We start from the raw sequence: 13446 nt of genomic DNA, 5'->3' as shown, positions 1-13446 counted from the left end.
TGCGGCCGCGCCCCGCGGCCGCCAAATACCCCCACACCCCCGCAGCAGCCCCTGGGCCTGAGGTTCACTCTCGCGGAGGCCGCCGCGGTCAGCGGCCTCCATGGCCCCATCCGGTGGCAGCTTTTCCACCGGCAACTACACTAGTGGCATATCGTTCTATCCTGCGAGAGTGGATTATGTCCGACGAAGCAAGCGCCCTCAGCGGCAAACCGGTAATACAGGTACTTTCGGAAAACTGGTGGCTGATGTTACTGCGCGGTGTCTGCGCAGTGATCTTCGGCATCCTTACCTTTATCTGGCCCGGCCTCTCCCTATTGACCCTGGTTATTCTATTTGGTGTCTACGCACTACTGGACGGGATCCTGGGCCTGGTGGCGGCAGCCATGGGCCGCCACAAGGCGACGCCGCTCTGGTGGCTGATCGTCGTGGGCCTGATCAGCGTGGCGGCGGGGGTGGTGACTTTTCTCTACCCGCAGATCACTGCACTGGCTCTGGTGCTTATTATCGGGGCCTGGGCACTGGTGCGAGGAATTTTTGAAATAGTCGGCGCGATCCGCCTGCGCAAGGAGCTGGAGAACGAGTGGCTGCTGATCCTTGCCGGCGTGCTGTCGGTAATATTCGGCCTGCTGATTCTGTTCCGTCCCGGCGCCGGCGCCCTGGCACTGGTGTGGTTGATAGGTGCTTACGCCATCATTTTTGGCCTGCCGATGATCTGGCTGGCATTCAAGCTGCGCAAGCAGAACAAGGCCCTTACAAGCGAATAGCCGAGAGTAGCATTCACTGACCCTGCCCTCGGCACTGTGCCCTTGCGGAGGAAAAGCTTCGGCCTCTACAGCCGTTGACCGCTATCAGACAGGAATAAGTGGATAGTTTAATCTCCGGGTCCAGCTGGGATCGACATTCCTACACCTGATTCGGCGTCGCCTGCCGGTGGATCCTTCACATCCAGTTCCTTTAGCTTGCGCGTGAGAGTATTGCGTCCCCACCCCAGCAAATCGGCGGCATCGCGTTTACGCCCACCGGTGTGTTTGAGGGCAATTTCGATCAGTGTCCGCTCAAAGGTGGGAACCGCTTCATTGAGAATCTCACGCCGTCCCGCCGCCAGTGCCTTATCCGCCCAGAGGCACAGGGCCTGCCGCCAGTCCGGCAACACCTCCACCGCGGCGCTCTGCTGGCGCAGCTGCTGAGGCAGGTCCTCTATATGCACCTCGCGACCGGAGGCCATCACTGTGATCCAGTGGCAGGTGTTTTCCAGCTGACGCACATTGCCGGGCCAGTCGAGACCGGAGAGATGGTCCTCGGTTTCCCCAAGCAGAACTTTCGTTTCCACCCCCAGTTCCCTGGCGGCACTGTCGAGGAAATGGCGCGCCAGACGCGGAATATCCTCGCGGCGATCCGCCAGCCGCGGAATCTGTATCCGGATGACATTCAGGCGGTGGAACAGATCCTCGCGGAATTTGTGCTCCTCCACCAGTTTTTCCAGATCCTGGTGGGTAGCGGCAATGATGCGCACGTCCACGGTTACCGGGGTATGGCCCCCGACCCGGTAAAACTCCCCGTCCGCCAGCACCCGCAGCAGGCGCGTCTGGGTATCCGCGGGCATATCGCCGATCTCATCGAGGAACAGGGTACCGCCATCCGCCTGCTCAAAATGGCCCGGGCGCCGGACTGTGGCCCCCGTAAAAGCGCCTTTTTCGTGGCCGAACAATTCCGACTCCATCAGGTCCCTGGGAATTGCGGCCATATTCAATGCGACAAAGGGCTTTGCGCTGCGGGGACTGTGGTTGTGCAGCGCCTGTGCCACCAGTTCTTTTCCGGTACCGGATTCACCGTTGATCAGCACGGTGATATTAGAGTGGGACAAGCGACCAATGGCCCGAAACACTTCCTGCATCGCCGGCGCCTCACCGATAATCGCCTCCCCACCCAGGGCCCGCTCGCCGGGATCACCACCGGCGGACAGCCCCTCCCGCCCATGGGCCAGTGCGCGGCGGGCAACCGCAACCACCTCGTCCACGTCAAAAGGTTTGGGCAGATACTCGAAGGCACCGCCCTGATAGGCGGCCACGGCACTGTCCAGGTCCGAGTGCGCCGTCATTATGATGATGGGCAGGGTGGGGCGCTCCACCTGGAAACGCTGCAACAACCTGAAACCATCGGTGCCCGGCATGCGGATATCACACAACACCGCGTCGGGGGTTTCGCGATAAAAATCGTCCAGAGCGCGATCGCCGCTGTCATAACACCGGGTTTCAATTCCGGCGCGGCCCAGCGCGCGCTCCAACACCCAGCGTATTGATCGGTCGTCGTCAATAATCCACACGCGATTGCTCACAGCCATGGTCACTCCCACCAGTCACTCGTAACCCGGCAACCCAACAGGTGATCCCTCATCGATTGGATTGTCGCCCTCAAAAAGCTGCGCAATTTCCCGAAGCGCTTGCGCCGGTCTCCGCTCGTTGGCGGCGCATCCCGGTGCCGCATTAACCCGGCAATGTATCCAGTTGCCGGGTTAATAATTCCATATCCAGGGGCAGGCAGACCTGAAACACACTCCGCCCAGGGTCGCTGTCGCACTTGATCAGTCCCGCATGCTGATTGATGATGTTCTGTGCAATCGACAGACCCAGCCCGGAGCCCTTCGCGCGCCCGGAGATCATGGGATAGAAAATACGCTCGCGGATTTCCTCTGCAATACCGGGGCCATTGTCTTCAATTTCAATACAGCAAATCAGCGGCCAACACCGCTTGCCAATGGTGATCCGGCGCTGTACCCGGGTGCGCAGCACCAGCTCTCCGGCGGCAAGCCCGATACTGTCCCCAATTGCCTCCATTGCATTGCGGCCGATATTCAGCAGCGCCTGAATCAGTTGTTCGCGGTCGGCGGGCACCTCCGGTATGGAGGGGTCATAGTCGCGGCGGATGGCCAGCTCTCCACCGCATTCCGCCTCCACCAGGTGGGCCACCCGCTCCAATACCTCATGCACATTGGTGGCTTGCCGGTGGACGGGCCTGTTAGGCCCCAGCAGGTGATCCACCAGGTTTCTCAGCCGGTCGGCCTCGTCGATGATGATCTGGGTGTACTCGACAAGGCCCGGATCCGGCAACTCTCTGCCCAGTAACTGCGCAGCCCCGCGAATACCACCGAGGGGGTTTTTCACTTCGTGGGCCATGCCCCGGACAAGATTGCGGGTCGTCTCCTGAGCGCTGATCAATGCATCCTCCCGGGCAATGCGCAACAGCCGGTCCATGGGCTGCACCTCCACCAGCAACACCCCCAACTCCACCAGCGGACTTACGGAATAGTCCACGGTGCGCGCCTCCTGGTTGTGCAAATGCCAGCGGGCACGGCGCACCGTGTACTTTTCCCCCTGTATCAGCGCCTCCCGCAGCGCCTGAACGGCCTCGTCGGATTCGCGCACAAGGCTCTCCAGGGGCAGGCCAAAGACCCGCACTCTGGACGCAGCCAGCAGATCCTCGGCGGCGGCGTTCAGATAGCGCAGCCGCAGACACCCATCCAGTACCACTACGGCGGAGTTCAGGTTGTCTAAAAGCTGGCGCAGCTGGGAATCGTCGAGCATAGGAGAATTTCCAGGTCGCGGGCGGACCGCCCCATATGGCCACCCGCGAGTATCACTTTAAATCGAACCACCCCAAGTGCCTTTGCAAGAAACCAACCAAAATGGCGCATAGTGGCTAACGGCGGATTGATGGCGGGCAGCGCGGCTGTGCCCCGCCACCGAACGCACCATTATGGTGCGTCGGACAAAAAAAATACAGTGCATGGTAGTGGGAGTTGATTGCCACAGCGACCGGCGGCAATCGGTAACGGCTAGCGGGGACCCCAAGCAGTGATTAGCGACCGTCTCTGCGGGATGGCTTCTTGGGCACCAGGCCCGGTGCGGCAGGGGCCTGCGGAGCCGGGGTGGCCTGAGGGGCGCCGAACTCCGGTACCTGGTCACCGGGCCGCTTGACGTAGATCATGATCGTCTGCGAGCGCGCCAGCAACTTGCCTGAGGGGTCCGTGAGCAGTGCCTGGACACTGTGACTACCGCGCTCCAGCGCGGAGATATCCAGGCTGGTGCCAGAGGAACTGCCGCGCCAACGCTGGCCATCCACCACAGCATAGAAGCGGTGCCCCTGAGGCAGCGGCGGATCAATAGCCACCTGCAGGACAATGAAGCGCTGGCCCGGCGGGATGGTGGCACCGCTGGCGGGGCTCACTATAGTGACATTGACCGGGCCGGAGTATGCCGCGCCCGGATCGCGTTTATCCTTTGGGGAGAGCTTGCGGGTGGGGATGGGTTTCGGCAGGGAGATAGGCTGCACATTGATGGGCCCCAGCTGTACCCGCTCGGATTTACCATCCACAGGCGGGGTATCTGTGAACACCACCTCTCCATTGGGACCGACGGTTTTATAAATAGCCCCAGCTGATGTGTCCCCGCCATCACTCTCATCGAGGCCCGAACCACCGGCCAGCGCGCAACTGCAGGCTGCCGCAAGTAACCACGCGGGAAAAGATGAGAGCTTCTTCATAGACACTCCTCAGTGCGGTAATCGACCATCCCAAGGCCCCTTATTAACCCGGCAATATTGCGTTGCCGGGTTAAAAAAGCCTAGCAGGTTGTTGAAAAACGCTTTTTCAACAACCTGCTAGTTTACCTGCAAAGAAAAAGCCCGTGCCAGACGGCACGGGCTAAGGAAAAGTCTCCGAGATTCCCTAAACGGAGTAGTACATATCGAACTCCACCGGGTGGGTGGTCATGTTCAGGCGCTCTACCTCTTCGCGCTTCAGTTCGATGTAGGCGTCGATGGCATCGTCGGTAAACACACCGCCCTCGGTCAGGAAAGCGCGATCCCGGTCCAGGGCATCCAGCGCCTGCTCCAGGCTGGCAGCAACCGTGGGGAATTCCGCCACTTGCTCCGGTGGCAGATCGTACAGATCCTTGTCCGCCGCATCGCCCGGGTGGATCTTGTTCCTGACACCATCCAGGCCCGCCATCAGCAGCCCGGCGAAGGCCAGGTAGGGGTTGGCGGTGGGATCCGGAAAGCGGGTTTCGATACGCTTGCCTTTTGGCGAGGATACGAACGGAATCCGGATCGAAGCGGAGCGGTTGCGCGCGGAATAGGCCAGGATCACCGGTGCCTCGAAGCCGGGTACCAGGCGCTTGTAGGAATTGGTGGAGGCGTTGCACAGCGCGTTGAGGGCGCGCGCATGCTTCACAATGCCGCCGATATAGAACAGGGCTGTTTCCGACAGGCCGGCATAGGCATCGCCGGCGAACTGGTTCACACCATCCTTGCTAAAGGACTGGTGTACATGCATGCCGGAACCATTGTCGCCCACCAGCGGCTTGGGCATAAAGGTGGCGGTCTTGCCGTAGGCGTGGGCGACGTTGTGTACGGCGTACTTGAGGATCTGCACTTCGTCCGCCTTCCTGGTCAGAGTGTTGGCGGCAACGCCGATTTCACACTGGCCGGCGGTGCCCACCTCGTGGTGGTGCACTTCCACCCGCAGACCCATTTGCTCCATGGCGGAACACATGGCGGCGCGCACATCGTGTAGCGAGTCTACCGGCGGCACCGGGAAGTATCCGCCTTTGACACCAGGCCGGTGTCCGATATTGCCTTCGGCATAGTGGTGGCCGGAAGACCAGGCCGCCTCTTCAGAGTTTATCTTGTAGAAGGCGCCGCCCATTTCGGCACCCCAGGTAATGTCGTCGAAGACGAAAAACTCCGGCTCCGGACCGAACAACACAGTGTCACCCAGACCGGTGGATTTCAAGTATTCCTCAGCTCTCAGCGCGATGGAGCGCGGATCCCGCTCATAGCCCTGGGCGGTGATCGGATCCACGATGTTACAGCGGATGATCACTGTGCTTTCATCGGTGAAAGGATCCAGGAAAGCTGTTTCGTCAACCGGCAGCAGGATCATGTCGGATTCGTTGATACCCTTCCAGCCAGCGATGGAGGAGCCGTCGAACATCTTACCCTCTTCGAAGAAATCGTCGTTGACTTCCGCCGCAGGGATGGAAACATGTTGTTCCTTGCCCTTGGTATCTGTGAAGCGCAGGTCTACCCACTTAACTTCATTCTCATTAATCAAACCGAGCGTTTTCGCTGACATTACCGTCCTCCGGGTTTTGAAAATTTATCCGACCGCTACAGCGCTTCGATTGGCGCCTGCTCCGAAACTGTTCTAGTGTGCCTATTCCCTGTGCAGATAAGAGCAAAAAGTGTGCCAAGCTGGGGCGGTGACATAGTCACCCTCTATACCGCAGCCATCGTCCACCAGCGCGCAATGATTTGGGCAGAATAGGTGCAAAGTCCACAGGCAGCCACCGGCCGACGCACCAAAATGGCGCTCTTTGTTCCGCAAATGCACAAGAAGGGGGCGCCGCCCCGTTGCACTGCTCTGGTTTATAATGTGACGCTTACCCAGCAACCGCGGTATCCGGCCAGACCCCATGCACTTTGTCGTTAAGTTTTTCCCCGAAATCACCATCAAGAGCAATCCGGTGCGCAAACGCATGTCGCGCCAGCTCAAGGACAACCTACAGCGTTTGCTGCGGCCCCTGGATGACCGCATCCAGGTGCGCAAGGACTGGGAGAAGATCGACGTGATCGCCCCGGACGCCGTAGCCCATCTGGGCGATCGTATAGAGGCGGTGCTCTCCCACACCCCCGGCATCGCCAACTATTCCCGCGTGCGCCAGTTTCCCCTGGGCGACCTGCAGGATATCTACCGCAAGACCCTGTCGGTGTGGGGCCCTGCCCTGAAAGACAAAACTTTCTGTGTCCGTGTCAAACGCACCGGCCAGCACGATTTCAAATCCCTGGATGTGGAGCAGTATGTGGGCGGCGGCCTCAACGTGAACACAGAGGCGGCCGGAGTAAAGCTGCGCAACCCGGATATTACCGTGAAGCTGGAAATTCGCCACGACAAGCTCAACGTGGTCGAAGAGCAGCACCCCGGACTCGGCGGCTTTCCCCTGGGTACTCAGGACCCGGTGTTATCCCTGATATCGGGAGGCTTCGACTCCACCGTGGCCAGCTACCTGACCATGAAGCGCGGTATCCGCACCCATTTCCTGTTTTTCAATCTGGGGGGCCGCCAGCACGAGCTGGGTGTCAAGGAGGTAGCCTACTACCTGTGGAACAAATACGGGGCCTCCCACCGGGTGCGTTTCGTCACTGTGCCCTTCGACCAGGTGGTGGCGGAGATTCTGGAGCGGGTGGACGATTCCCATATGGGGGTAATTCTAAAGCGCATGATGTTGCGGGCTGCCAGTGTCATCGCCCGGGAGCTGGAGGTGGACGCCGTGGTAACCGGCGAAGCCATCGCCCAGGTATCCAGCCAGACCCTCAAGAATCTGGCGGTGATCGACAGGGTCACCGACACACTGGTACTGCGACCGCTGGTCACCAGTGACAAATCCGACATCATCAAAACCTCCCGGGCAATCGGCACCGAAGCGTTCACCGCACAGATTCCCGAATATTGTGGCGTCATCTCCATAAAGCCCACGACCCGCGCCAAGATTGAAAAGGTGGAAGCGGAGGAAAACCGTTTCGATTTTGCGATCCTCGACCGCGCCATCGCCGACCGCAACATCCAGAACATCGACCAGGTGATCGAGGAAGTGGACGGTCAGGCGCCGGAAGTGGAGATCCGCTCGGAACCGGGCGACGCCGTGGTGATCGACATCCGCCACCCGGAGGAGGAGGAACTGGACCCGCTGGAGCTGGAGCACCGCGAGGTGCAGGTGATCCCCTTCTACCGCCTCAATCGCAGCTTCGCCCAGCTGGACCCTGAGCGAGAATATTTGCTGTATTGCGCGCGCGGCGTGATGAGTCGCCTGCACGCCTCCCATCTACTGGACGAGGGCTACCGCAATGTGGGGGTCTACCGACCGGAGAAAAGCGTCCCCGGGTCAGATCGGGAGCAAACCTGAGGTGCCTGCCCACAATCCACGGCGCCCCTTCTCCGCCAAACTATCAGGGGTCAGCTGGATTGGCCGTCGCAGGTAACCTCCAGCCGCCTTGCCAACACCGGCTGCAACTTTTCCCCAGGCACAAAACCCCGCAACCAGCCAGCGGGCAGGCCGTCGCGGTCAATAAGCAGGGTGAAAGGCGTGGCGGGGATGGAGCCCACTTTATCTAACAGTTCGCCACTTATCTGGAAAGCGGGGAAGTTGGGGCGCAGCCTGCGATATTCTGCCAGCAGTGCCCGGCGGGCACCGTTGGTGCCCACCGCCAGGGGCTGGAACTGACCGGGGCAACGGGCCAAAAGCCGATTGAGGGTCCTGACCTGACGGAAGCACCAGGGGCACTCGGGCTCAAAAAACACCATCAGCACCGGCAGACCACGATACTGCGCAAGACTGGCCCGCGCGGGGCCGGCCAGGCTCCTCAACTCCATATCCAGTAACCTAGCTTCACTCGCCACACCCGGGAGAGCGGTCGGGAACAGCATCAGCGACACCAACAGCGCGCGCACTGTTACAGGCTCCAGTCGAGACCCATGTATATCTCGCGCCCGCGCAGTGGGCCGTAGATATAAGCCACGTCGTAAGCGCCACCGGCGTCCCAGAACAGTGGGGTTTCAGCATCGTTCACCTGGGTGTAATCGGTGATGTTATTGCCACCGACATAGACATTCAGGTTTTCACTAACGTCGTAGCCCACCTTTATGTCCAGGGTCCAGTAGGCCTCCGCCCTCTGGCTCTTCAACGCGCCACCCAGGCGGTTGTAACCCTCATAGCCATAGTCGCGCAGGTTTCGCGCACCTATCCAGCTGGCGCTGGCATACACCATCCAGGGACCACTGCCATAGTCCAGGCTCAAGAGTGCGCGCTGTTCGATGGGGGCAATGGCATAGGACTCTTTGAATACCCGGTCGTAGACGTAGTTTTCCAGCGTGGTGCTGACCTTTAGGGTGTCGCTCAGCGTATAGCCGAGACTGATATCGCCGGCGGAGACGACGGCGGTTTCCGCCATTTGCGTCAGCAGCGGTACGCCTCTTTCGGTCTCGCCCAGGGCCGCCAGGTGCTCTACCTCTGTGCGCGCCAGGGACAGAGTGCCATTGAGACGCTCACCCGCGTAACTCAACGCATAGGTGGTGGAGAGGGATTTTTCTAACTCTTCGATGTCGATGGCAAAACCATCGCCGGCATCGAGGATACCGTGGTCCGTCTCAAAGAAAGACAGAGGTGCGCGATAGCCGCGACCCAAAGCCAAACGCGATGTCCATTGGTCGCTGTGCAGATAGCGCATATCGATCCGCGGAGCTAGCAGCGTCTCTTCAATCTCAGTACCGGGTTTTTCCTCAGCCACAAAGTCAGCGCTGACCCTGTCGAGGCGCACAGCTACGGATACCTCAAGTTTCTGCGACGCCTGCCAAGTGTCCTGTAGGTAGAGGCCACCGGTGCGATAGTCGAAGCTGTCCTCCACATAGTCGGCGCTCAGGCTACCTGCGAAGGAATCGGAGCGCATTATCTCATCGCGTAAATCCGCACCGAAGGTAAGCGTGTGGGTCTCATTCAGTATCAGGTTGTTGCGCGAATCCACGTAAAACAGGCGATCCCTGGCGGCATAGTCAAACCCCTCGTAGAAGGAATCCTGCTGGTGTTCGGACCAGGCCAGAGTAACGCTGGTATTGAATTTTTCACTCAGTTCCCGCAGCCAGTTGGCGGAGATCTCGGTGCGCTGTGTATCTATCCACTCAGTGGTTTCCCAGGGCTTGCCGATGTACTCAGCCCGTACATCGTCATTCTCGAACAGGTGCTCGGATTCCAACCCATCAAAACCCCGCAGCACCGAGCCGATAGAATAGTCCTGGGGGCCGCCGAATATAGTGGAGTCAGTGTATGCCAGACGCAGTACCAGATTGTCGCGCCCACTGAAATCATGGGAGACGCGTCCCACATAACTGGTGTTTTCCTGCAACGGTGCTTCGCTGACGCCGTTGCCATCATTGTCCATCTGGTGGTGCCTGTCACCCTGGTATACCAGGCTTGTACGGGTGCGATCGTCATCGCTGACATGGCCGCCCATGATACCGACGAAGAAGCTGTCGTTATCCTCCCGGGAGGCGTTGACGTTCAGACCGGTTTCCTGCGGCTCCTTGGAGATCACATTGATGGTGCCGCCTATGGCCTCCGGTGCCAGCAGCGAGGCACCGGCACCGCGAGCCACCTCTATGCGCTCCACACCGGTGGTGGCGAGGGCATCCACCGCATAGTAGCCGGCCATCATGGTGTGCAGGGGAATACCATCGGTGAGGATGGTGGAATGCTCTCCGCGCATGCCGTTCAGCATAATGCGCTTGACGCCGCACATGGAACATTCATTCGAAACCCGCACGCCGGGGGATTTTTCAATGGCCTGGGTAAGATTGATCGCCTGCATGGCCTTGATCAGGGTTTCGTCCACCACTTCGGTTTTCTGAATGGCATTCAGCAGTGTACCGGCTTCGTATAGGCGCTGGCGCACGCCTACCACCACCGTTTCTTCCATTTTTTCGCTCGGCGCCAGGCCGGCCGGGGAATCAGAGGCGACAGCAGGATGCAGGGTGGTGGTGAGGATCACTGGCAGCAGGGAGCGATAATAAAAAGCCATAGGGGGTTTGAGATCTCCATTTTGATATTTTTCTTACCTGCAAATGATAATAGTTTGTATTTGCTATTACAATCAATAAGCCATCGCCCTCTGTGGCCAGGCCGGCCAAGGGCCCGAAACTCCTCCCAATTGCTATATATCCTCACTATAATCGCGCGCTTTGGCCGCGCCACCGGCTCGCTTCCGCCTTTAACGGCGGTCCGGGACCCGGCCGGGCTTCACCCTCTAGAGGTTCCCCCTGTGATAGACAATCTGCGCAACATCGCGATCATCGCCCACGTCGACCACGGCAAAACCACCCTGGTAGACAGACTGCTGCAACAGTCCGGCACTCTGGACCGCCGCAACGCGGACGCGGAGAGGGTGATGGATTCGAACGACCAGGAGCGCGAGCGGGGTATTACTATCCTGGCCAAGAACACTGCGATCCGCTGGCGCGACTACCGTATCAATATCGTCGACACCCCGGGGCACGCCGACTTTGGCGGCGAGGTGGAGCGGGTCCTGTCCATGGTGGACTCGGTGTTACTGCTGGTAGATGCTGTGGACGGCCCAATGCCACAGACCCGTTTCGTAACCCAGAAAGCCTTCGAGCAGGGCCTCAATCCCATAGTGGTGATCAACAAAATCGACCGCCCCGGAGCCCGCCCCGACTGGGTTATGGATCAGGTGTTCGATCTCTTTGACAGCCTCGGTGCTACGGATGAACAGCTGGACTTTCCGGTCATCTACGCCTCTGCTCTGAACGGAATCGCGGGCCTCGATGATACGGATATGGCCGATGATATGACGCCCCTGTTCCAGATGATCGTGGACAAGGTGGCGCCCCCTAAAGTGGATCCCAACGGCGCCTTCCAGATGCAGATCTCCGCCCTGGACTACTCCAGCTATGTGGGTGTTATTGGTGTAGGCCGCATCACCCGCGGCACCCTCAAGCCCAACCAGCCGGTGTTGGTGCTGGACCGGGATGGCGACTCGCGCAAAGCCCGGGTGTTGCAGGTGATGGGTTATCTGGGTCTGGAGCGCACCGAGGTGGAGCAGGCCAGCGCGGGTGACATAGTGTGTATCACCGGTGTGGGCGAGCTGAATATCTCCGACACCCTGTGCGATCCGGACAGGCCGGAGGCGCTGCCCGCCCTGAGTGTGGACGAACCCACCGTTAGCATGACCTTCCAGGTCAATGACTCTCCGTTTGCCGGCCAGGACGGTAAATTCGTTACTTCGCGCAATATCAAGGAGCGCCTGGACCAGGAGTTGATCCACAATGTTGCACTGCGTGTCGAGCAAGGAGACTCTCCGGATAAATTCAAGGTTTCCGGCCGTGGCGAGCTGCATCTTTCCGTTTTAATCGAAAATATGCGCCGCGAAGGATTCGAATTGGGCGTATCCCGCCCGGAAGTAGTGCAAAAGGTGGTCGATGGCGAGATCCTCGAACCTTACGAAGAGGTGGTGATCGACCTCGAGGAGCAGCACCAGGGCCCGATCATGGAGGAGCTGGGCCTGCGCAAGGCGGAACTCAAGAATATGGAACCGGATGGCAAGGGCCGGGTGCGCCTGACCTTTATGGTGCCCTCCCGCGGCATGATCGGCTTTCGCAGCCAGTTCCTGACCCTCACCAGTGGCTCCGGCATCATGACCAGCATCTTCGACCACTATGGTCCGGTGAAGCAGGGCGAGGTTGCAAAGCGTGTCAACGGCGTGCTGGTTTCCATGGTGAAGGGCAAAACCCTCGCCTATGCCCTCTACGCCCTGCAGGACCGCGGCCGCCTGTTTCTGGGTCACGGCGAAGACATCTACGAGGGCCAGATAGTGGGCATTCACTCTCGCGGCAACGACCTGGTGGTGAACCCCACCAAGGCCAAGCAGCTCACCAACATCCGCGCCGCCGGTACCGACGAGGCCCTGACCCTGACTCCCCCTATCCGCCACACCCTGGAACAGGCACTAGAGTTCATTGAGGATGATGAACTGGTGGAGGTCACCCCCAATCATCTGCGCCTGCGCAAGAAGATCCTGCAGGAAAATATGCGCAAGCGGGCGAAGAAATAAAGGAAGCCTCCACAGCCGCGGGGACGCAGAGCGAGTGCCGCCGCTCAACCGGCGGTGTAGAAACGCCGCTCCACCCGGCGCCAGTCTCCCAGCGCCGCCGGGGTGTGCAGACAGACGGTGAGCCGCTCGAACTCCGCGCCGGCTTCGTGCAGTGCAGCCAGCGCCTGGTGGGCGGCTACTGGGTGGGGAAAACGGTTGGTACCCGCGCCCAGGGCGGGAAATAATAAAGAGTGCAGGTTTCTCGCCTGCGCCAGCGCCAGCACACTCTCGTAACAGCGGCGCAACAGCGTTATGCCCTGCTCCCCCCACTGATCGCCGCTGCTCCACTGGGGCGTCACTGTATGCAGCAGGAAAGCCACCGGCAGGTCGAAACCGGGGGTCAGGCGGGCCTCGCCCACGCCGCAGGGCGACAGGCCGGCACAGGCAGCCGCCAGTCCGGCGCCGGCACGATCGAAAATCTGTGCAGACAGGCCGCGCCCGCGAATCAGGTGTTTGTGTGCCGGGCATACCAGCGCATCTGCCCCGTGTGTCAGAATATCGCCGCAAATTAGCTGGATGTTGCTCACTGCACCGCAGATTCCCTTTAGGGGGTAGTTTCCCGCTGGCGTGGATTGCCGGCGAACGCTTTGGCACCCCGTTGATTGCACCTATACTGGCTGGCGGTCGTTATCATAACGTCAAACAAAAGCCCCATGGGGTTATAACAGCGCCTTCAGTACCGCTGGGCTGCAATGCCTGGCGGCCCCACATCCACAGGATGGCGGGGGTGGCGAT

General features: G+C 60.0%; 10 protein-coding genes. 3 read left to right on the top strand and 7 right to left on the bottom strand.

The genetic code is table 11. The features are described from left to right. The first annotated feature begins 176 nt into the window (after positions 1-176). Entirely contained in the window at positions 177-764 is a 588-nt protein-coding gene (locus AB1S50_RS08315; protein ID WP_367150106.1) for an HdeD family acid-resistance protein, read from the top strand. Between the two features lie 107 nt (positions 765-871). On the opposite strand, the gene glnG is transcribed toward AB1S50_RS08315, so the two are convergent. The 4 genes from glnG to glnA all read right to left on the bottom strand — a co-directional run bounded on the left by glnG (position 872) and on the right by glnA (position 6130). Beyond that, complete coding sequence (gene glnG, locus AB1S50_RS08310) at positions 872-2341, bottom strand: nitrogen regulation protein NR(I) (RefSeq protein WP_367150105.1); 1470 nt, start codon at positions 2339-2341, stop codon at positions 872-874. Between the two features lie 142 nt (positions 2342-2483). Beyond that, positions 2484-3581 carry a nitrogen regulation protein NR(II) gene (gene glnL, locus AB1S50_RS08305; protein ID WP_367150104.1) on the bottom strand — a complete coding sequence of 366 codons (1098 nt, stop codon included), beginning with the start codon at positions 3579-3581 and terminating at the stop codon, positions 2484-2486. Positions 3582-3855: 274 nt separating this feature from the next. After that, positions 3856-4539: a DUF4124 domain-containing protein gene (locus tag AB1S50_RS08300; RefSeq protein ID WP_367150103.1), complete on the bottom strand. Its 684-nt coding sequence runs from the start codon at positions 4537-4539 to the stop codon at positions 3856-3858. Positions 4540-4723: 184 nt separating this feature from the next. Beyond that, positions 4724-6130 carry a glutamate--ammonia ligase gene (glnA, locus tag AB1S50_RS08295; RefSeq protein WP_367150102.1) on the bottom strand — a complete coding sequence of 469 codons (1407 nt, stop codon included), beginning with the start codon at positions 6128-6130 and terminating at the stop codon, positions 4724-4726. A gap of 340 nt (positions 6131-6470) precedes the next feature. On the opposite strand from glnA, the gene thiI reads away from it, so the two are divergent. Further along, positions 6471-7958, top strand: a complete 1488-nt coding sequence (gene thiI / locus AB1S50_RS08290; protein WP_367150101.1) for a tRNA uracil 4-sulfurtransferase ThiI — start codon at positions 6471-6473, stop codon at positions 7956-7958. A gap of 50 nt (positions 7959-8008) precedes the next feature. Here the strand turns inward: thiI and AB1S50_RS08285 are convergent, their stop codons facing one another. Together AB1S50_RS08285 and AB1S50_RS08280 are read right to left on the bottom strand one after the other, a co-directional pair. Further along, positions 8009-8503, bottom strand: coding sequence for a TlpA family protein disulfide reductase (locus AB1S50_RS08285; RefSeq protein WP_367150100.1), 495 nt, complete (start codon positions 8501-8503; stop codon positions 8009-8011). Between the two features lie 2 nt (positions 8504-8505). After that, positions 8506-10623 carry a TonB-dependent receptor plug domain-containing protein gene (locus AB1S50_RS08280; protein WP_367150099.1) on the bottom strand — a complete coding sequence of 706 codons (2118 nt, stop codon included), beginning with the start codon at positions 10621-10623 and terminating at the stop codon, positions 8506-8508. A 240-nt stretch (positions 10624-10863) separates the two neighbouring features. Here AB1S50_RS08280 and typA point away from each other — a divergent pair, with 240 nt between their 5' ends. Beyond that, the gene (gene typA / locus AB1S50_RS08275) at positions 10864-12672 is read left to right on the top strand and encodes a translational GTPase TypA (protein WP_367150098.1); all 1809 of its coding nucleotides are present in this window, start codon (positions 10864-10866) and stop codon (positions 12670-12672) included. Between the two features lie 44 nt (positions 12673-12716). Here typA and AB1S50_RS08270 read toward each other — a convergent pair whose 3' ends face one another. Continuing rightward, on the bottom strand, positions 12717-13238 hold the full coding sequence (locus AB1S50_RS08270; protein WP_367150097.1) for a macro domain-containing protein: 522 nt from the start codon (positions 13236-13238) through the stop codon (positions 12717-12719). Positions 13239-13446 lie beyond the last annotated feature (208 nt).

The organism is Microbulbifer discodermiae (assembly GCF_040742695.1).
Lineage (GTDB): Bacteria > Pseudomonadota > Gammaproteobacteria > Pseudomonadales > Cellvibrionaceae > Microbulbifer.
The sequence above is the reverse complement of the archived record's forward strand: the minus strand, read 5'-3'. Positions and strand labels throughout refer to the sequence as shown.

Coding starts and splice junctions, on each gene's coding strand:
- thiI (WP_367150101.1), top strand. CDS start 6,471: ATGCACTTTGTCGTTAAGTTTTTCCCCGAAATCACCATCAAGAGCAAT.
- glnL (WP_367150104.1), bottom strand. CDS start 3,581: ATGCTCGACGATTCCCAGCTGCGCCAGCTTTTAGACAACCTGAACTCC.
- AB1S50_RS08300 (WP_367150103.1), bottom strand. CDS start 4,539: ATGAAGAAGCTCTCATCTTTTCCCGCGTGGTTACTTGCGGCAGCCTGC.
- AB1S50_RS08280 (WP_367150099.1), bottom strand. CDS start 10,623: ATGGCTTTTTATTATCGCTCCCTGCTGCCAGTGATCCTCACCACCACC.
- glnA (WP_367150102.1), bottom strand. CDS start 6,130: ATGTCAGCGAAAACGCTCGGTTTGATTAATGAGAATGAAGTTAAGTGG.
- AB1S50_RS08315 (WP_367150106.1), top strand. CDS start 177: ATGTCCGACGAAGCAAGCGCCCTCAGCGGCAAACCGGTAATACAGGTA.
- glnG (WP_367150105.1), bottom strand. CDS start 2,341: ATGGCTGTGAGCAATCGCGTGTGGATTATTGACGACGACCGATCAATA.